19 protein-coding genes are annotated in these 19,563 nt (G+C 64.5%); 9 read left to right on the forward strand and 10 right to left on the reverse strand.

From position 1 onward, the window contains the following. Positions 1–165: 165 nt before the first annotated feature. The 3 genes from LI72_RS18930 to LI72_RS05055 are packed head-to-tail and all read right to left on the reverse strand — an operon-like array spanning position 166 to position 2,438. Positions 166–891 carry an anti-sigma factor gene (locus LI72_RS18930; protein WP_081984642.1) on the reverse strand — a complete coding sequence of 242 codons (726 nt, stop codon included), beginning with the start codon at positions 889–891 and terminating at the stop codon, positions 166–168. Beyond that, a complete protein-coding gene (locus tag LI72_RS05050) occupies positions 881–1,447 on the reverse strand; it encodes a sigma-70 family RNA polymerase sigma factor (protein ID WP_033924735.1) in 567 nt (188 codons plus the stop codon). The genes LI72_RS18930 and LI72_RS05050 overlap by 11 nt, the downstream gene beginning before the upstream one ends. A gap of 7 nt (positions 1,448–1,454) precedes the next feature. Further along, entirely contained in the window at positions 1,455–2,438 is a 984-nt protein-coding gene (locus LI72_RS05055) for a threonine ammonia-lyase (RefSeq protein ID WP_033924736.1), read from the reverse strand. Between the two features lie 57 nt (positions 2,439–2,495). Between LI72_RS05055 and LI72_RS05060 the strand changes: the two genes are divergently transcribed. From LI72_RS05060 to LI72_RS05085, 6 genes are all read left to right on the forward strand, one after another. Further along, the gene (locus tag LI72_RS05060; RefSeq protein ID WP_033924737.1) at positions 2,496–3,701 is read left to right on the forward strand and encodes a saccharopine dehydrogenase family protein; all 1,206 of its coding nucleotides are present in this window, start codon (positions 2,496–2,498) and stop codon (positions 3,699–3,701) included. A gap of 137 nt (positions 3,702–3,838) precedes the next feature. Beyond that, positions 3,839–5,011, forward strand: a complete 1,173-nt coding sequence (locus LI72_RS05065; protein WP_033924738.1) for a carboxynorspermidine decarboxylase — start codon at positions 3,839–3,841, stop codon at positions 5,009–5,011. A gap of 131 nt (positions 5,012–5,142) precedes the next feature. Next, positions 5,143–6,336, forward strand: coding sequence for a type III PLP-dependent enzyme (locus tag LI72_RS05070; protein WP_033924739.1), 1,194 nt, complete (start codon positions 5,143–5,145; stop codon positions 6,334–6,336). A gap of 77 nt (positions 6,337–6,413) precedes the next feature. Beyond that, on the forward strand, positions 6,414–6,842 hold the full coding sequence (locus LI72_RS05075; protein ID WP_033924740.1) for an MAPEG family protein: 429 nt from the start codon (positions 6,414–6,416) through the stop codon (positions 6,840–6,842). Positions 6,843–6,855: 13 nt separating this feature from the next. Next, positions 6,856–7,299 carry an MAPEG family protein gene (locus tag LI72_RS05080; RefSeq protein WP_033924741.1) on the forward strand — a complete coding sequence of 148 codons (444 nt, stop codon included), beginning with the start codon at positions 6,856–6,858 and terminating at the stop codon, positions 7,297–7,299. Continuing rightward, the gene (locus LI72_RS05085; RefSeq protein ID WP_033924742.1) at positions 7,292–8,275 is read left to right on the forward strand and encodes a carbon-nitrogen hydrolase family protein; all 984 of its coding nucleotides are present in this window, start codon (positions 7,292–7,294) and stop codon (positions 8,273–8,275) included. Before LI72_RS05080 ends, LI72_RS05085 begins: the two co-directional genes overlap by 8 nt. Here the strand turns inward: LI72_RS05085 and LI72_RS05090 are convergent. The 7 genes from LI72_RS05090 to LI72_RS05120 are packed head-to-tail and all read right to left on the reverse strand — an operon-like array spanning position 8,266 to position 16,376. Next, positions 8,266–9,471 (reverse strand): class I SAM-dependent RNA methyltransferase, encoded by a 1,206-nt coding sequence (locus tag LI72_RS05090; RefSeq protein ID WP_033924743.1) that lies wholly within the window; start codon positions 9,469–9,471, stop codon positions 8,266–8,268. The two genes, LI72_RS05085 and LI72_RS05090, sit on opposite strands and share 10 nt — an antisense overlap. After that, positions 9,461–10,891: an NAD(P)H-hydrate dehydratase gene (locus LI72_RS05095; protein WP_231562363.1), complete on the reverse strand. Its 1,431-nt coding sequence runs from the start codon at positions 10,889–10,891 to the stop codon at positions 9,461–9,463. The genes LI72_RS05090 and LI72_RS05095 overlap by 11 nt, the downstream gene beginning before the upstream one ends. After that, positions 10,884–11,273 (reverse strand): hypothetical protein, encoded by a 390-nt coding sequence (locus LI72_RS05100; protein ID WP_033924744.1) that lies wholly within the window; start codon positions 11,271–11,273, stop codon positions 10,884–10,886. The genes LI72_RS05095 and LI72_RS05100 overlap by 8 nt, the downstream gene beginning before the upstream one ends. Beyond that, the gene (gene ilvD, locus LI72_RS05105; protein WP_033924745.1) at positions 11,260–12,981 is read right to left on the reverse strand and encodes a dihydroxy-acid dehydratase; all 1,722 of its coding nucleotides are present in this window, start codon (positions 12,979–12,981) and stop codon (positions 11,260–11,262) included. Before ilvD ends, LI72_RS05100 begins: the two co-directional genes overlap by 14 nt. A gap of 44 nt (positions 12,982–13,025) precedes the next feature. After that, positions 13,026–13,760 (reverse strand): N-formylglutamate amidohydrolase, encoded by a 735-nt coding sequence (locus LI72_RS05110; RefSeq protein ID WP_052129517.1) that lies wholly within the window; start codon positions 13,758–13,760, stop codon positions 13,026–13,028. Then, entirely contained in the window at positions 13,757–14,671 is a 915-nt protein-coding gene (locus tag LI72_RS05115) for a 4-(cytidine 5'-diphospho)-2-C-methyl-D-erythritol kinase (protein ID WP_081984646.1), read from the reverse strand. The genes LI72_RS05110 and LI72_RS05115 overlap by 4 nt, the downstream gene beginning before the upstream one ends. 52 nt (positions 14,672–14,723) lie before the next feature. Then, a complete protein-coding gene (locus tag LI72_RS05120) occupies positions 14,724–16,376 on the reverse strand; it encodes an electron transfer flavoprotein-ubiquinone oxidoreductase (RefSeq protein ID WP_033924747.1) in 1,653 nt (550 codons plus the stop codon). Between the two features lie 115 nt (positions 16,377–16,491). On the opposite strand from LI72_RS05120, the gene LI72_RS05125 reads away from it, so the two are divergent. From LI72_RS05125 to moaB, 3 genes are read left to right on the forward strand one after another with little or no spacing between them, the layout of a single operon-like run. Then, positions 16,492–17,265, forward strand: a complete 774-nt coding sequence (locus LI72_RS05125; RefSeq protein ID WP_156139485.1) for a hypothetical protein — start codon at positions 16,492–16,494, stop codon at positions 17,263–17,265. 46 nt (positions 17,266–17,311) lie between these two features. Beyond that, positions 17,312–19,024 carry a lytic transglycosylase domain-containing protein gene (locus tag LI72_RS05130; RefSeq protein WP_443018114.1) on the forward strand — a complete coding sequence of 571 codons (1,713 nt, stop codon included), beginning with the start codon at positions 17,312–17,314 and terminating at the stop codon, positions 19,022–19,024. Between the two features lie 3 nt (positions 19,025–19,027). Beyond that, the gene (moaB, locus tag LI72_RS05135; RefSeq protein WP_033924750.1) at positions 19,028–19,555 is read left to right on the forward strand and encodes a molybdenum cofactor biosynthesis protein B; all 528 of its coding nucleotides are present in this window, start codon (positions 19,028–19,030) and stop codon (positions 19,553–19,555) included. Positions 19,556–19,563 lie beyond the last annotated feature (8 nt).

The following is a 19,563-nucleotide window of genomic DNA, read 5'->3' on the forward strand; positions in this document are numbered from 1 at the left end:
GCAGCTACGCAAGGAAATGAAGGTCGGATGCGCGCGGGTTAACAAAAGTAGAATTGCCCGAATGGTACCCGTGAACCGAGGTCGCCTGGCGCGCGCAGCATCAAACCCAGCCGCAAGAAACTGCGACCGTGGCGAAACCACGAACTCGGCGAAAAAATCCCGGCGTCAGATCCGCTGCAAACGACCCTGCGCCACCGTCGGCGCGCTCGGCTTGTCCGGATTGGGTAGCACCTTGGGTTCCATGGTGAGGATCAGGTTGCTCAGCGGATCGATGAACTTGCGATGCCCCTCGGGCACTTCGATCCGTGTCACGCCGCCGCGCATCAGGCGGCCGAGCCGACGCGGCTGACCATCGGCAGGAACGATCCACAGCTCGGGCTCGGTATCCGTGACCGGCATGCCTTCGACCCGCACCAGCATTTCGGACGTGCTGCCGTCATAGCGCGCCGTCAGCAGTAGGCCATCGATCGGCCCGGTCAGCTGCGCCACCGCCATATCGGGGTTCGACGCCGGCTTGGGATCAATATTGGGGCTGGGCCACAGCAGCGCGAGTGCCAGCACCGCGGCAATCGCGGACGCTGCAAAGGTTGCCGCCTTCCAACCGCCTGCGCCGCCGCGGGGCGTGATCACGGCCACCGGTGCCACGGCCTCGCTCGCCAGTTCAGAATCGATCAGCCCATCGATCCGGTTCATCAGCCCGGGAGGCGGCGCAATCTCGGCATAGCCGTCGTACAGCGGCGCCAGCCGCGCGCGCCAGCGCTCGACCTCGGCGGCAAAGTCCGGATCGGACAGCACCAGGCGCAGCGCATGCGCGCGCTCCGAGCCTTCCAACAGGCCCAGGGCGAGTTCGGCGGCCATCGTCGACCGGTCAGGCATGGCATCACTGCTCACGCGACAGGCACTCCTTCAACTGCATCAATCCCCGGCGAATCCAGCTTTTGACGGTGCCGACCGGCTTGTCCATCGCCTCGGCAATCTCCGGATAGCTCAGCCCCTGGAAGAAACCGGCGCGAATGGCACTGGCGCGCGCAGGCTCCAGTTCGGCCAGGCAGTGGAAAATCTGCGCACGATCGCCATCCTGCGCTAGCGCGGCGGAGGGATCGGCGGTCTCGTCGACCAGAGTTTCGGCCAGATCGACAGGCAACGGGTCTTCATAACGCTGGCTTCGGCGCCAGTCGATCGCGGCATTGCGCGCGATGGCGCACAGCCAGGAAATGGCGCTTGCCTTCGCCGGATCGAACGACCCGGCGCGCTGCCATACCTTGAGATACACGTTCTGCAATACGTCCTCCGCCGCGCCCCTGTCGATGCAGATACGGAGGCAAACGCCGTGCAGTTTCGCAGACGTCATCGCATAGACCGTGCGCAGCGCATCGCGGTCCTGCTGCGCCACCCGCATCAGCGCGGCCTGAAGGTCTGCCCGGCGTTCGTTGCTGGCTGGTGTCACTGGCGACTCACGATGCCAGCGCGCGCGAAAACAGCGCCGGTTCGACATTGCCGCCCGACAGGATGATCAAGGTGCGGTCATCCACCTCGACCTTGCCGGCGAGCACCGCAGCAAGCGCGACCGCACCGCCGGGCTCCAGCACCAGCCGCAGGCGTTCGTGCGCATGACGCATCGCGCGGAACACCTCCTCATCGGAGACGCTGACCGCTTCGGCCTTGCGCTCTTTCAGGATATCGAAGGTCAGAGGTGATACCAGCGGGGTCTGCAGGGCATCGCACACGGTGTTCGGCGCATTGGGCGCGACCGGCACGATTTTCTTGCCACGCAGCGAATGGCCCATGTCATCCCAGCCATCGGGCTCGACGATCGTCATCTTGGCGCCCGGCATGGCCAACGCGATACCGGCGGCAAGCCCGCCGCCGCCGCAGCAGGCCACCACCCGGTGCGGGTTGATCCCGGCCTGCGCGATGATCTGGACCAGCGCCTCCAGCCCGGTGCTGCCCTGCCCTTCGATGATCCAGGGATCGTCGAAGCTGGGCACCACCACCGCGCCGGTTTCCTGCGCGATGCCGTTGGAGATCGCGACGCGATCCTCGGTGCGGCGGTCATAGGTGATGATCTCTGCGCCATAGCCGCGCGTCGATTCGATTTTGCGCGAGGGCGCATCGGCGGGCATCACGATCGTAGCCTTGATTCCCAGGCGTTTGGCGGCCCAGGCAACGCCCTGCGCATGGTTGCCGCTCGAGAACGCAACCACCCCGCGCGCGCGTTCTTCCTCGGTAAGGTCGGACAGGCGGTGCCACGCGCCGCGGATCTTGAACGCGCCGATCGGCTGCAGACATTCCGCCTTGCACCACAGGGTCATCCCCTCATGCTTCAGGGGCATCAGCGGCGTCGGCGGCAGGATGGCCGATATCTTCTTGGCGGCGCGCTCGATGCCTTCGCGGCTGGGCTTGCGGTCCGGAGAAAGGGGATCACTTGGTTCTGTCATGCAGAGCCTCTATATGCACCCGCTAACAGCAATTCCAGCAATAAGGGAAAACGGACTTTGGGCAAGATTCTGGTGATCGGTGCAGGCGGCGTGGGTTCGGTCGCGGTGCACAAGATGGCGATGAACGCGGATATCTTCAGCGAGATCACGCTGGCCAGCCGCCGCGTGGCCAAGTGCGACGCGATTGCCGAATCGGTTCTGGCGCGCACCGGCGTGAAGATCGCCACCGCCGAGGTCGACGCGGACGATGTCGACGCGACCTCCGCTCTGATCGAGCGCGTGAAGCCCGACCTCGTGTGCAATCTCGCCCTGCCCTATCAGGACCTCAACATCATGGACGCATGCCTGCGCACCGGCGTGCATTACATGGATACCGCCAATTACGAACCGCGCGACGAGGCCAAGTTCGAATATGGCTGGCAATGGGCCTATCACGACCGCTTCAAGGAAGCGGGCCTGATGGCGCTGCTGGGTTCGGGCTTCGATCCCGGCGTCACCAGCGTGTTTGCCAGCTATATCAAGAAGCACCTGCTCGACCGGATCGATACGCTCGACATTCTCGATTGCAACGGCGGCGACCATGGCCAGCATTTCGCCACCAACTTCAACCCGGAAATCAACATCCGCGAAGTGACCGCGCCCTCGCGCCACTGGGCGGATGGCGAGTGGGTCGAAGGTCCCGCGCTCAGCCACAAGCAGGTGTTCGACTTCGAGGCCGTGGGCGAGAAGAACATGTACCTCATGTATCATGAGGAGCTGGAGTCGCTCGCCAAGCATTACCCGGAGATCAAGCGCATCCGCTTCTGGATGACGTTCGGAGACGCCTATCTCAAGCATCTGGAAGTCCTGCAGAATGTCGGCATGACCCGGATCGACCCGGTGATGTACGAGGGCCGCGAGATCATCCCGCTGCAGTTCCTCAAGGCCGTGCTGCCCGAACCTGCTTCGCTCGGCGAGACCACCAAGGGCAAGACCAACATCGGCGATATCGCGACCGGCGTGAAGGATGGGCAGGACAAGACAGTCTATGTCTACAACATCTGCGACCACGAAGACGCTTATGCCGAAACCGGCAACCAGGCGGTGAGCTATACCACCGGCGTTCCGGCGATGATCGGTGCGGCGATGATCCTCACCGGCACTTGGAAGGGTGAAGGCGTGTTCAACATGGAGCAGTTCGATCCCGATCCGTACATGGACATGCTCAACAAGCATGGCCTGCCCTGGCAGGTGAAGGAACTCGACGCACCGCTGGCATTTTGAGCCATCGATAGCCCCCCCCCCCTTCGCAGAGCGAGGGGGTTACGCGATGGTAGTGATCGACGGATTCATGACATGGGCCGGTGAGTGGCATTCCCCGCTCCCCGGCCCTCTCCTGTCAAGGCGAGAGAGAGCAGATAATGGAAACCAAGGCCGGCGATCCCGGAGCCTTTCGGCAGTTTGACCTGAACCGTGTCCCTTCGCCCGCGTTCGTGGTCGACGAAGCGGCGGTGCGGCGCAATCTGGCGATCCTCGCCGACGTCCGCGACCGCGCCGGCATCAAGATGCTCGCAGCGCTCAAGGCGTTCTCGTTCTGGCGACTGGGCGATGTGGTCAGCGAGTATCTCGACGGCACCTGCTCTTCGGGCCTGTGGGAAGCGCGAATGGCCTCCGACTATTATCGCGGCGAGGTTGCGACCTATTGCGCGGGCTACAAGGCCGACGATCTTCGCGAGATCCTGACGCTGTCCGACCATGTCATCTTCAACAGCCCGGGGCAGATTGCGCGATTCGCTGCTCTGGTTGAAGAAGCGCGATCGGATGGCCAGCAGTTTGATATCGGCCTTCGGATCAACCCGGCACTGCCACTGGGCGAAACCCCCAAATATGATCCCAGCCAGCCGCACAGCCGCCTGGGCCACCCGATAGACCAGCTTCGCCCCGAGCATCTCGAAGGCGTGTCGGGCATCCACTTCCATTCGCTGTGCGAGCAGGATCTGGTGCCGCTGCAGCAGATCTGGGCAAAGATCGAACCATTGTTAGAGCCCTATTTCAAACAATTGAAATGGCTCAATTTTGGTGGAGGCCATCACATCACGCGCGCCGATTATCAGCGTGACGAGCTGGTCGAGTTCCTGATCGCGGTCAAGGCGCGCACGGGGTGCGAGATCTATCTTGAGCCCGGCGAAGCCGTCGCACTGGATGCAGGGATCCTGGTCGGCGAACTGCTCGACGTGTTCGACAACGGCATGAAGGTGGGAATCACCGACATCTCGGCGACCTGCCACATGCCTGATGTAATCGAGGCGCCGTATCGTCCGGCGATGCTGAACGAACAGCCTGCCGCAGACCCGATACGGCTCGGCGGGCCCTCATGCCTGGCCGGTGACATCATCGGCGACTATGGCCTTCCCGTTCCGCTCGAACCCGGTCAGCGCTTCGCATTTCTCGATCAGGCGCATTATTCGATGGTAAAAACCAACACATTCAATGGTGTACCCTTGCCATCGATCTGGCTGTGGAACAGCGCCGATGACAGCCTGAATGAGATTCGCTCGTTCGGATATGAAACATTTCGGGACAGGCTGGGCTAGAAAAAGGGTACAAATTTCCACTTTACATGCGCCCCCCCCGATCCTATCTACGCCTTCCGCTGCCCCATGGGGACTTCCAATAACCGCAAGGCAGCCTTGTTGTTTGTTCTGTTTTTTGGGGGTCCCTTGAGTTGCACAATTTCCTTGATGCGCTGGAGCTGATTCAGGCTCTGACACCGGCACAGCCGGTTACGCTGAACCGTCCGCAAGCGGCAACGCGCGCGGCGAAGTTCTTCGTTGATCGTTTCCCCGGCAAATCGCTTTATGCGGTCAAGGCGAATCCTTCGCCCGACCTGCTGCGCGTGCTGTGGAATGCGGGAATCACGCATTACGATGTCGCCTCGATTGCCGAGGTCCGGCTGGTTGCGGAGACGCTGCCTGAGGCGACTTTGTGCTTCATGCACCCGGTCAAGACGCCGGAGGCCATCGCCGAGGCCTATCACACGCATGGTGTGCGCGTGTTCTCGCTCGATTGCCGCGAAGAGCTCGACAAGATCGTCGCTGCCACCGGTGCCCCCGAGGACCTGACCTTGTGCGTCCGCCTGCGCGTTTCGTCCGAGCATTCGGAACTCAGCCTGGCATCGAAGTTCGGGACCGAGCTTACCGAAGCGCGCGACCTGCTCATGGCGACCCGTCAGGCCGCGGACAGCCTGGGCATCTGCTTCCATGTCGGCAGCCAGGCGATGAGCCCGCATGCCTATGTGCAGGCGCTCGATCGCGTGCGCGCGGCGATTGTCGATGCGTCGGTCACTGTGGACGTCATCGATGTCGGCGGCGGCTTCCCTTCGGCCTACCCCGGCATGCAGCCCCCGCCGCTGGAAGACTATTTCGCGATCATCGAACGCACGTTCGAAAGCCTGCCGATCAGCTATTCGGCCGAACTGTGGTGCGAGCCGGGCCGCGCGCTTTGCGCCGAGTACAATTCGATCGTCGTGCGCGTCGATCGCCGCCGCGGCGACGAACTGTACATCAACGATGGCGCCTACGGCGCGCTGTTCGACGCCGCGCATATCGGCTGGCGCTTCCCCGTCCGCTATCTGGGCGACACGCGCAGCAGCACGATGGCCGATTTCGCGTTCTTCGGCCCGACCTGCGACGATATCGATTATATGGCAGGCCCCTTCCCGCTTCCGGCGGATATCAAGGCCGGCGACTATATCGAGATCGGCATGATCGGAGCCTATGGCGCCGCGATGCGCACCGCGTTCAATGGCTTTGGCACCAGCGAGCACTACACCGTCGCCGACGAGCCGATGCAGTCGATGTACACCGGCGAGGCCCGCCCGCACTGGCGCGCCGACAATGTGGTCAGCATCAACCGCTGACGCAATTAAGTTGCGATTGACAATCTATTGAGGCTGACGCAGTTTCCGCCCCTGTTTCGCAGGGGAGGAAACTGCCGATGTCGGTCAATGTTCTGACGCCAGCCGCCGTGCTGGTGCTCTGGTCGCTTGTCATGCTGTTCTGGATGGCGGGGACCCGCCTGCCAGCCGCCAAGAAAATGGGCGTCGATATCTCCAAGGCGGTGGGCGGTCGCGGCAGCGACCTGGACCCGGCCCTGCCGCCACAGGCAGCCTGGAAATCCCACAATTACGCGCATCTGATGGAACAGCCGACCATCTTCTATGCGACCATTGCAATTCTGGGTCTGGCTGGCGGTGCCACTGATACCTTCAATGTCGCGCTCGCCTGGGGCTATGCGCTGATCCGCATCGTGCACAGCATCTGGCAGGCCACCGTCAACAAGGTGCAGACTCGCTTCCTGCTGTTCCTTGCCTCCACCCTGTGCCTGATCGGGCTGGCCATTCGCGCCCTGCTCGCAACGCTTTGAAAGGGCCGCCACAATGACACCCGCCATTCTGCAACCCGTCGTCGCCCTGCTCGCATGGACCATGGTCATGTGGCTGTGGATGTACGTCACCCGCATCCCCGCGATGCAGCGCGCCAAGATCGACGTCGCCAATCTCAAGGGCGGCACCGGCAAGGATCTCGATGCGGTTCTGCCTGCCGACATCCAGTGGAAAGCACACAATTACAATCACCTGCTCGCCGAACCGACTATCTTCTATGCAGTCAGCATCGTGCTTGCGATCATTGGTCATGGCGAGGGTATGAACCTGACCGTGGCCTGGTTGTATGTTGCCCTTCGCGTCGCGCACAGCCTGGTGCAGGCGACGGTCAACCGCGTCGCGGTCCGGTTCCTGCTGTTTGCCGCGTCGAGCCTGTGCCTGATCGTGCTGATCTTCCATGCCGCCATCCCGGTGTTCGACCTGCATCTGCATGGCTGACGGGTCGAGCGTTCGCGCGGCCATCGTCCAGGCGGCGCCTGTACCGCTTGCGGTTGGCGCCGGTATTTTCGCGCTTCAGGACCATATCACGGCCGCGCTTGATCTGGGCGCAAGGGTCATCGCCTTTGGCGAGACCTTTCTGGGCGGCTATCCGCTGTGGCTGGACGAAGCCCCCGGCGCGGCGCTGTGGGATCACCCGGGAACGCGCGCACTCCACGCTGCGCTGATGAACGAGGCGATCCGGCCCGGCGACGCGCGGCTGGCGCCGGTGCAGGAACTGGTCGATCGCAGCGGCGCCCTGGTCAGCGTCGGCGCCCATGAGCGGGTGCGATCAAGCCTGTACAACTGCCAGATCCTGCACCGCCCGGGCCTGCCTCCCTTGCTGCACCGCAAGCTGGTGCCGACGCATGGCGAGCGCCTGATCTGGGCGCGAGGCGACGGGTCGACGCTGCAAACCCATGACGACAGCGAAATCGGCGCAGTGGGCAGCCTGATCTGCTGGGAGCACTGGATGCCGCTGGCCCGCGCCGCCATGCACAACCAGGGCGAGGCGGTGCATTTCGCAGCATGGCCGACGGTCCGGGAGACCTATGCCATCGCGTCGCGCCATTATGCCTTTGAAGGCCGCTGCTTCGTGCTGGCGGCAGGAACCATCCAGACGCGCGATGACGTGCTGGACGGGCTGGACCGCTGCGCGATGGGCAGCGAAGCGCGGCACGCAGCGCGCGCGCTGATCGAGGCGATGCCGGGAGGACAGCTGCAGCATGGCGGCAGCATGATTATCGGCCCGGATGCCCAGGTGCTGGCCCAGGCGGGCAGCGGCTACGAGATTCTGACGGCAGACCTTGAATTGGCGCAGATTGCCCAGGCACTCACCGCCCTGGACAGCGACGGCCATTACGCCCGCCCCGATGTGTTCGAACTGCACGTCGACACCCGCCCGCGCGAGGGCGTGGTCTGGTCGCGTCAGGATTGACGGACGAACACGCTGGCCAGCTCGACATGGGTCGACCAGCGGAACTGGCCTACCGGCCACAGGGTATCGAGAACGAACCCGGCATCGCACAATGTCCGTGCATCGCGAGCAAAGGTCGCCGGATTGCAGCTGACATAGCAGACCCGCTTGAGCGTCGACCCTGCGATCGCCGCGACCTGGGCCTCCGCGCCCGCCCTCGGTGGATCGAGCACTAGCCCGTCGAGCCGGTCGAGCATGTCGCGCTGAACGGGATTGCGGAACAGGTCGCGGTGATCGGTAAACACGGGGAGCTGCCGGGCATCTGCCGCGCCCTTGAGCGCCAGCACGGCGTCGCGCGCCGCCTCGGCCGCATAGATCTTGCGCCCCGGCTCACCCAGATGAAAGGCGAAGCTGCCCAGCCCTGCAAACAGATCTGCGATCATAGGGCATCCCTGGAGCGCCTCTCTCGCAGCGGCTGCCAGCGCCGCCTCGCCATCGCACGTCGCCTGCAGGAAGCTCGCTGGCGGAAAACGCACGTCCACCCCCCCAAAGGTGACGGTGGCGGGCACCGGCTCATATTGCGTCTCGGGCCCTAGCCCCTGATCGATCGACAAGCGGGCGAGTGCATGCCCCCGGGCAAATTCCGCCAGTTGCTCGTGCTGGGCAAGGGTGGACGGGGCCAGCCCGGTGACCAGCACATCGACACCCTGGTCGATTTCGGCCAGTTCGACCTGTCCCGAAACCCTGGCTTCAGGCCATTGGGCGATCAGCTTCCGCACCGCCATCATGACGTCATGCAGTCGCGGCGTCACGATCTCGCACGCCCGCACATCCACCAGATCGTGGCTGCCCTGACCTGCAAAGCCCAATGTCACCTGCCCGCCCTTGCGGACGTAGCGAAGCGAGGCACGCCGGCGGCTGCGGGGTGGCGACAGATGCACCGGGCGCACCTCGCGCGCCACGATTCCCTTGGCGGCGAGCGGTCCCGTCACGCGATCGCGAACGAATTCGGCCAGCGATGCGTCATCCAGATGCTGGAGACTGCAACCGCCGCAGCTGCCGAAATGCGGACAGGGCGGCGTGACATGGTGTGGCCCTGGCGTGATGCGGCCATCCGGCGCGATCGAGTCGCCAGGCGCAGCCCCGGCGACATGGCGGCCCGATGCGGTGACGCCATCGCCGCGTGCGGCGATCCGCACGATCAGTTCATCGCTCAATACAGGCCTCCAGCGCCGCGGGCAGTTTCCCTGCCAGCTCCAGCGCGGAAAAGGCGGGCCCGGCGATCCGTGCCGCGCGGTCGTGCAGCCATACGGCCTCTGCCAGCGCAGCGAAAGGCCTGCCGTGATGGGCAAGACGTGCCGCGATGCAGCCTGCCAGCACGTCGCCTGTCCCCGCTACCGACAGCCACGCACAGCCTCGATCGGCGATCACTGCCTGGCCATCGGGCGCAGCGATCACGCTATCGGCCCCCTTGTAGACGACATGCGCGCCCCAGGCCGCCGCGAGCGCCTGGGCCTGCGCTACCTTGTTGTCGCTCTCCGTCGTGCCGCCTGCGCTGCTGGCCAGCGCCATGGCCTCACCATGGTGCGGGGTGAGCAGCACCGGGGACGACCGCGTCGCGATCATGGGCTTGAACTGTTCCAGAAGATGCAGCGCATCGGCATCGATCACCAGCGGATGGCGCGCCGCCAGAGCCACCTCGAGCAGGTCCGCTGCGGCGGGTGTTCGCCCGAGCCCCGGCCCGACGAGCACCGCCCCGATTCGCGCATCGGCCAGACGTTTGCGGATCGCCGCGGCATCATCCGCCCGCTCCCACACCAGGTCTGCGGCCAGGCCAGCGGGCGCGTCGCCCGATCCGATCAGCTTGACATAGCCCGCACCGCTGGCCTGCGCCGCACGGGCAGCCAGCTGCGCCGCGCCCGGCATCGTGCCTGCCAGAACGGCCACCAGTCCGCGACGATATTTGTGCGAGGTCGCATCGGGCGGGGCGATGACTGGTTTGCGGAGCCTGGCGACGCCATGATCGTGCGTTTCCACACCGATGTCGATCAGGCTCACCGTGCCGCAATCGCTGGCAACGGGCTCGAGCAGATGGGCATATTTCCATGCGCCCAGTGCCAGCACATGCTCGAACTGCAACGGCGCATTGAGCCACACGGCGCGGTCGGCATCGGCGCCGCTGGGCAGATCCACCGCAAAGCTGCGCCGCGCGCTGCTCACCAGCGCGGCAAACCTCTCCCAGAGATCCGCCTCCAGCGGTCGCGTAAGGCCGCTGCCGAATAGGCAATCGACAAACTGGGGGCGTGACACGGCATCGGCCCAGGCCACCACCTCGCCGCGATAGTTCGCCCGCGCGTGCCTCGCCGCATCGGTCCGGGGTTCAGAAAGCGCCGCCACCGATACCGGCACGCCTTTAAGGCGAAGAAATTCTGCAATAACATAGCCATCGCCGCCGTTATTGCCAGGCCCGCACAGTATCAGGGTCGGCGTCGCGCCGCCGATGCGCCAGATCATTTCCCCCGCGCCCTGCCCAGCGCGCAGCATCAACGCATCGACGGATGTCCCCGCGTCGAACAGCGCCTGCTCGGCCGCCACCATCTGGGCGACCGTCAGCACCGCAGGGGCAGGCTCAGCCACCGCCGGCCCCAGGCCTGATGGTGGCGGGGATGCGATAGCGATCCGAACCCACCGAAAGCTGGATGCGGCCATCGGCCAGAGGGGTCACGACGGCTTCTTCCGAACCATCCGCGGCCACCAGACCGCGGCCGTCGGTCACAATCTCGAACCGGCGAAAGCCGCCATCGGGGTGCCGCATCACCAGTTCGCGTCGTTCGCCCTTCTGGACCCGCTCGACATCGCACTGTTCGGTAAACTCGGTCTCGCCGGCCAGCGCGCAAGACACGCGCGCATCCTCGTCGCCTGCCAGCGCCCCCGGATCGGCGGGTGCCGATGGCCCCGAACATCCCGCAAGCGCCAGCAACAGGCCTGCCGCCAGCATCAGGCGGTCAGATGTCGGCATAGACATGCCTTTCTGCCTGCGCGCCCGGATGAGTCACCGCGCCCTTGCTCGCGGGGCCGACGTTCTGCGCATAGCGCCACAGCGCGCCCGACTGATAATCGTTGGTGCGCGGCTGCCAGGCCTTGCGACGCTCTGCGAGCACGGCTTCGTCGACCAGCAGATCGATCGTGCCCGTTTCCGCATCGATGGCGATGACATCACCATCCTCGATCAGCGCGATCGGGCCGCCATCGGCCGCTTCCGGACCGACATGGCCGATGCAGAAGCCGCGGGTCGCACCCGAGAAACGGCCATCGGTGATGAGCGCAACACTCTCCCCCATGCCCTGACCATACAGCGCCGCAGTGGTCGACAGCATCTCGCGCATGCCGGGCCCGCCCTTGGGGCCTTCGTAGCGGATGACGATCACCGAGCCCTCGCGAATCTGCCGCGCCTCGACCGCCGCGAAGCAATCTTCCTCGCAATCGAACACCTGCGCCGGGCCCGTGAACTGCAGGCGGTCCATCCCTGCCACCTTGACGATGGCTCCCTCGGGCGCGAGCGACCCCCTCAGGCCGACGACACCGCCGGTCGGGCTGAGCGGCGTCTTGACGTCATAGATGACCTTCTGGTCGGGGTTCCAGGTGACCTCGGCAATGTTCTCGCCCAGGGTGCGCCCGGTCACGGTCATGCAATCGCCGTGCAGCAGGCCGTTGTCGAGCAGGGTCTTCATCAGCATGTAGACGCCGCCCGCATCGTACATGTCCTTGGCGACATAGCGACCGCCGGGCTGGAGATCGGCGATATAGGGCGTGGTCTTGAAGATCTCGGCGACGTCGAACAGATCGAACGCGATACCGGCTTCGCTCGCCATCGCCGGAAGATGCAGGCCGGCATTGGTCGAGCCGCCCGTCGCCGCCACGACTCGGGCCGCATTTTCAAAGGCTTCACGCGTGCAGATGTCACGCGGCCTGAGGTTGCGCGCCAGAAGCTCCATCACCTGCTCGCCAGCGGCGATCGCGATATCGGCGCGGCTTTCATAGGGCGCGGGCATCATGTTGCTGTTGGGAAGCGAAAGGCCGATCGCCTCGCCGACACACGCCATGGTGTTGGCAGTATATTGACCGCCGCACGCGCCGTGCCCGGGGCATGCGACCTTTTCCAGCGCGATCAGATCCTTGAGCGGGCAGTTGCCTGCGGCATGCTTGCCGACCGCTTCGAACACATCCTTCACCGTCACGTCGCGGCCATCATAGTGGCCCGGCAGGATAGACCCGCCATAGACGAAGATCGACGGCACGTTGAGCCGCAGCATCGCCATCATCATGCCGGGAAGCGACTTGTCGCACCCGGCAAAGCCGACGAGCGCGTCATAGCAATGGCCGCGCATCGACAATTCAATGGAATCGGCGATCACCTCGCGGCTGACCAGCGAGCTCTTCATGCCCTGATGGCCCATGGCGATACCATCGGTGACGGTGATCGTGTTGAAGCGGCGCGGCATGCCGCCGCCCTTGTTCACGCCATCGCGGCAGACATCGGCCTGGGCGTTGAGCGTCGTGTTGCACGGCGCGCTGTCATTGCCGGCGCTGGCGATCCCCACGAATGGCCGGGCGATTTCTTCCTCGGTCAGCCCCATCGCGTAATAATAGCTGCGATGCGGGGCGCGTTCCGGTCCTACCGAAACGTGGCGGCTGGGCAGTTTCGACTTGTCGAACGAATGTGTCATGATGGGGCCTTTCTTTGGCCGCGCTCTTTCCAAAAACGGCGACTTTACGCAAGTCTATTGCTGCACGCCATGATCACGGGTGCGAGCAGATCGGCCATCCGCGCCGCGCCCGCGTCATCCGCAACACGGTCCTGCCGCATCTCGAGGCCCAGATAGGGGCGGCCAGGCAATTCTGCATGCCGGTTCATTGTCGCGTTGAGCAACGTGCCCGCATAAGGCAGCTGATCGCCGACGCACAGCCCCGCCGCCTCCAGCATGGGAAGAGCGATCCGCGCCGCGCGGTCATCGCGGTTGTAGAGAATTCCGATCTCCCACGGCCGCTTCTCTGCCGGGCGGGAGGCCAGCATGGGCGTGAAGCTGTGCAGCGACAGGATGAACGGGCGCTCGAGCGTTTCGAGCGTCCGTGCGACCGCTTCGTGATAAGGCCGATAGAAGGCGGCAAGACGGGCCTCGACATCGGCATCGGCATTGCCGTCTATGGCAATGCCATCGCTGCTGACCGGGACAAGGCCAGGGGCATCTTCCTCGCGGTTGAAGTCGATCACCAGGCGTGACACCCCGGCGAGTACCGCCCCGCAGCCCAAGACCTGGCACAGCTGCCGCGACACGCTGGCGACACCGATATCGATCGCGACATGCTGTGCCATGACCTCGGGCGCGACGCGCAGATCGATGCCATCGGGCACGTGATTGCTCGCGTGATCTGCCACGATCAGGATGTTGCGGCCCGGTCCACTTGGGTTGGGTGCAATGATTTCATAGGGTTGAAAGTCGATCATCGCAGCAATCCTGACATGGTCCACCATCCTGGCTGTTCGCTGGCGAGTGTTGTATGAGCGATGTTGCAGGCCTGTTGCGAGTCAAACAGCGCAAAGCAGGTCGCGCCGCTGCCTGACATGCGCGACAGCATGACGCCCGGAAGGGCGGTCAATCGATCGAGCACGTACCCGATCTGCGGGACCAGGGTACGTGCAGGCGCCTCCAGGTCATTGCGGCCCTGCCGGATAATCGCATCAAGGCTGGAGGTGTCGAGCGGACCGAGGTCGCACTGGTCCCAGCCCTTGAACACCGGTGCCGTACCGAGAGGAATGCCAGGATTGACCAGCAGGATGAGAATGCCGGAAAGACCCGGCAATTCCAGAGGCTCCAGCGCCTCGCCCCTGCCCTCGACCCGCAAGGTCCGGCTGATCACGCAGGCGGGGATGTCGGATCCCAGCGTCTCGGCGATGGCGCACAGCTGCCGGTCATCGAGCCCGCAATCCCAGAGCCGGTTGAGCAGCCGCAAGGCCGCTGCCGCATCGGCAGATCCGCCCCCGATGCCCGAGGCGACAGGAAGATTCTTGGTGAGGTGGAGGTTCGTCCCGAACCTCTGCGTGTTCCCGCCCGAAGCGGAGCGGCGCTTGGGCAAGGGTTGCGAGACCGTCCCTCGACCGTACTCGGGACACACGGCAAGCTGGAGTGCCTTTGCAGCGCGCATCACCAGATTATCGGGGCCGCTATCCAGTCCCTCGGAAAACGGGCCATCGATCGTCAGCCGCAATTCCCCATCTTTGCGGGGTTCGGCACGCAACGCATCCCCGCCCTCGACGAAAACGAACAGGCTTTCCAGATCGTGATAGCCATCCTCGCGCCGCCGCCGGACGTGCAGCGCGAGGTTAACCTTGGCATAAGCGGTTTCGGTCAGCACCAGCGCGGGTTCCTGCAGGAGCGACCCTCCCCTGTGCGGAGAGGGTCTGGACCCGTCACATGTTCGGATAGTTCGGGCCGCCGCCGCCTTCAGGCACCACCCAGTTGATGTTCTGGCTCATTTCCTTGATGTCGCAGGTCTTGCAATGGACGCAGTTCTGCGCGTTGATCTGGAAGCGTGGATTGCCCTCTTCCTGACCGACGATCTCGTAGACGCCCGCCGGGCAGTAGCGCTGAGCCGGTTCGTCATACAGCGGCAGGTTGACCTGCACCGGGATGCTGGGGTCCTTGAGCTGGAGATGAACCGGCTGGTCTTCCTCGTGATTGGTGTTCGACAGGAACACCGAAGACAGGCGATCAAAAGTGATCACGCCATCGGGCTTGGGATACTCGATCGGCTTGTACAGGTCCGCACGGCCCATGTGCTTGTAATCGGGGTCATGCTTCATCGTGATCGGCAGACCGATGCCCAATTGGCGCATCCACATGTCGATCCCGGCGAGTACCGTGCCCATCGTGCTGCCGAACTTGTCGACGCAAGGCTCGACATTCTGCACCTTCTTGAGCTCGGTCGCGATCCAGCTGTTGTTGAGCGTTTCCTGATAATCCGACAACTCGTCGGACGTCCGGTCCGCCTGGATCGCGCGGAATGCAGCTTCTGCAGCCAGCATGCCCGATTTCATCGCGGTATGGCTGCCCTTGATGCGGGGCACGTTGACGAAGCCCGCGCTGCATCCGATCAGCGCACCGCCCGGAAAGGCGAGCTTGGGCACCGATTGCCAGCCGCCTTCGTTGATCGCACGCGCGCCATAGGACACGCGTTTGCCGCCCTCGAGGATCTTGCGGATTTCAGGATGCGTCTTCCAGCGCTGGAATTCCTGGAACGGCGACAGATGCGGGTTCTGGTAGGACAGCGCCACCACGAAGCCCAGTGCCACCTGTCCGTTGGCCTGATGATAGAGGAAACCACCGCCCCAGGCATCATCGAGTGGCCAGCCCTGGGTGTGAATCACACGGCCCGGCGAATGCTTTGCAGGGTCGATGTCCCAAAGTTCCTTAAGGCCGATGCCATAGGTCTGCGGCTCGCAATTGGCTTCCAGATCGAACTGCCGCTTGAGGATCTTGGTGAGATGGCCGCGCGCACCTTCGGCAAAGAAGGTATAGCGGGCATGCAGCTCGAGCCCCGGCGTATAGTCCGGCTTGTGCTCGCCATCCTTGCCGATGCCCATGTCGCCGGTGGCGACGCCCTTGACCGACCCGTCATCGTTGTACAGGATTTCGGCGGCGGCAAAGCCCGGGAAGATCTGGACTTCAAGCTCTTCGGCCTTTTCGGCGAGCCAGCGGCACAGATTGCCCAGGCTGCCGGTATAGGTGCCCTTGTTGTGCATGAACGACGGCGTCGTGATGTGCGGGATCGCAAACTTCGACGATTTGCTCAGCACCCAGTGGTGGTTTTCGGTCACCGGGGTTTCCGCCATCGGGCAGCCTTGCTCGCGCCAGTCGGGAATCAGCTCATCGAGCGCAATCGGATCAACGACAGCTCCCGAGAGAATGTGCGCGCCGACTTCCGAGCCTTTTTCGATCACGCAGACTTCGATTTCCGCGTTGTTTTCCGCCGCCAGCTGTTTGAGCCGGATCGCCGCAGCAAGGCCAGCAGGGCCCGCGCCGACAATCACGACGTCAAATGGCATGGATTCGCGTTCACTCATCATGTGTTCCCCGTTGCTCAGGACCGGCCCTGTGCCATAAGGCGTGTTGCATGGACCTTCCCGTTCACTCCAATAGCGCCGCAGCGCCCAAGTCAACCCGCTTTGGGGTATCAACGTGCTAAGCCAAACTTCCGATCCCTTGCGCGAGGCACAAAGCCTGGTCGACTGGTGGCAGCTCGCCGGGGTCGAATGGGACTATGCGGACGCGGTCAACGACTGGCTGGCGGACGACCCGGCACCCGCAGCCGCTCACCCGACCGCGCGTGCCGCCGACAGCGCGCCCGCCGCGCGGCCGGCTGCTCCGCGGGCGCCTGCCCCCGCACCGGCAGCGCCGCGAGCCGATATCGCGCTGCCGACCGATCTCGATGCCTTTCAGATGGCATGGCGATCCGGAGCCCTGGGTCCGGACGGCGGCGATGGCCGTCATGTCGCTCCGCTCGGGGTGGCCGGCGCCAAGGTGATGGTGCTCGCCGATTGCCCGATGCGCGACGATGGCGACACCGTGCTCAGCGGCCGGTCTGGTCTGTTGCTGGACAATATCGCGCGCGCCTGCGGGTTTTCCGGCGATGATATATACCGTGCAGCCTATTTCCCGCGCATCGTGCTTGATACCCAGGCGGCAGTGCCCCATGTCGCGGCCTGGAAGCGCATCGCGCTCCATCATATCGCGCTGGTGGGCCCGCAGATGCTGGTGGTGGCGGGCGAAGATACCGCCAGAACGCTGCTAGGCCACGATCCATCGCAAATCCCACCCGCTTTACATTTTCTTAACCATGGTGGCCGAACTGTCAAAACTGTCGTCACACGCAAGTTCAGCCTGATGCTTCATCGCATCGCGCAGGAGAAAGCGATGGCGTGGCAGAATTGGCAGCTGTTGCTCGTGGAGTGAGACCTTGCTGAAGAAAGCGCTGATCATCGCCGGGGGTGCGGCCCTGATGGCATCCCAGCCGGCATCTGCCGAGACCTCGTCGTACAGCTATTTCTCGACGCGCATCGCCAAGACCCAGGTGCCCGAGCAGCTGTCATCGGCCGAGCGCCAATATTACACCGACGTCTTCACCGCGATCCGCAGCCAGAACTGGGCCAGGGCCAGCGAACTGCTCGACAGCCGCGAGAAGGGGCTGCTGCACGACATCGCGCGCGCCGAATTGTACCTCGCGGCCAGCTCTCCGCGGGTCGAAATGGGTCCGCTGCTCAGCCTGCTGAACGCCGCCCCCGAACTGCCGCATGCCGAACGTCTCGCCACCCTGGCCACCAAGCGCGGCGCGACCATCCTTCCCGATCGCCCGCAAGCGGTGCGCATGGCCAGCTTCGCCGGGCTGACCCGTCGGGGCAAGCCGCGCAGCGTGGCCGATGGCACCATTCCGCCGTCGCTTGCTGCGCAGATTCAGGAACGGATCGTCGCCGATGACCCGGCAGGCGCGGCCGCCGTCCTCGCCGAACAGGTCGACCTGCTCAGCCCGCATGCCCGGGCCGAACTGCAGCAGCGCGTCGCATGGTCCTATTATCTGGAAAATCGCGACTCCGAAGCGCTGCAGATGGCGCGTGCCGCGACCCTGGGTTCGGGCGAGTGGCTGGGTGAAGCGCACTGGACCGCCGGCCTTGCCGCATGGCGGCTGGGCGATTGCGCGTCTGCGCTCCAGGGTTTTGAAGGTGCTGCCGCCAACGCCTGGAACGAGGAACAGCGGGCAGCCGGCTATTACTGGGCCTCGCGCGCGGCGACCCGCTGCCGTCGTCCCGATCTGGTCCAGGCCAATCTGCGCGCTGCCAGCCAATATGGCGAAACGCTCTACGGCGTGCTTGCCGCAGAGCAGCTGGGGCTGGCCAATACGGCGACCCGCGCGGTCGATTTCAGCGACATCGACTGGAAGCAGCTGAAGGAGCGGCCCAACGTGCGCCGCGCCATCGCGCTGGGGCAGATCGGCGAATCGTCGCTGGCCGACCAGGTGCTGCGCCACGAGGCGCAGATTGCCGGCGACCAGTGCCATGATGCGCTGCTGCGGCTGGCGCGTGATCTATCGATGCCGCAGACGCAGATGTGGCTGGCACATAACGGACCCCAGGGCAGCCGTCCGGACAGCTTTGCGCGCTTCCCCTCGCCGCGCTGGGTTCCGGCAGAAGGCTGGCGGGTCGATCCGGCGCTCGTCTATGCCCATACGCTGCAGGAATCGAATTTCCGCAGCGATGCGCGCAGCCCCGCCGATGCCCGCGGGCTGATGCAGGTGCGCCCCGGCACCGCACAGGACATGGCGCGCGCGCGCGGCCAGTCGCTCGATGCCGGCGATCTCTATCAGCCGACGATCAACCTGGAATATGGCCAGCGCTATCTCGAATTCCTGAACACCCGCCCCGAAACCCAGGGTCTGCTGCCCAAGATCATCGCCGCCTATAATGCCGGTCCGCTGCCGGTGAGCCGCTGGAACGAGAAGGTGCGCGACAATGGCGATCCCTTGCTGTTCATCGAATCGATCCCCTATTGGGAAACCCGCGCCTATGTCGGCATCATCCTGCGCAATTACTGGATGTACGAGAAGCAGGCCGGCGTTGCTTCCAAGAGCGCGACCGGGCTGGCGCAAGGCATGTGGCCCCGCTTCCCGCATGCCGGCGGCATAGAGCTGGTGCGGCTCGGTACTGTGCAGAACAACTGAGCGATGGCGATTGACGAAACCCGGGTCTTCAAGCCCATCAACATCGCGCTGCTGACCATATCCGACACGCGAACCGCTGCTGATGATACGTCGGGCGATATCCTGGCCGGGCTGATCACCGGAAAGGGCCACCGCCTGATCACCCGCGCGATCGAGCGCGATGATGTCGAGCGGCTGGTCGTGCGGCTGAACAACTGGATCGACGACCCGGAAATCGACGCGATCATCTCCACCGGCGGCACGGGCCTTACCGGGCGCGATATCACCCCCGAGGCGCTCGACCGGGTGAAGGAAAAGGATATCCCCGGCTTTGGCGAGCTGTTCCGCTGGCTGAGCTATCAGACCATCGGCACCAGCACCGTGCAATCACGCGCCTGCGCGGTGCTCTCCCGTGGAACCTATATCTTTGCGCTGCCCGGATCGAACGGCGCAGTGAAGGATGGCTGGAACGGCATTCTCAACGAGCAGCTCGACAGCCGCAACCGGCCCTGCAATTTCATCGAGCTGATGCCGCGTTTGCGCGAAATCTGAACGGCACG

Source organism: Sphingomonas sp. 35-24ZXX (genome assembly GCF_000786215.1).
In the GTDB taxonomy this organism is placed as follows: domain Bacteria; phylum Pseudomonadota; class Alphaproteobacteria; order Sphingomonadales; family Sphingomonadaceae; genus Blastomonas.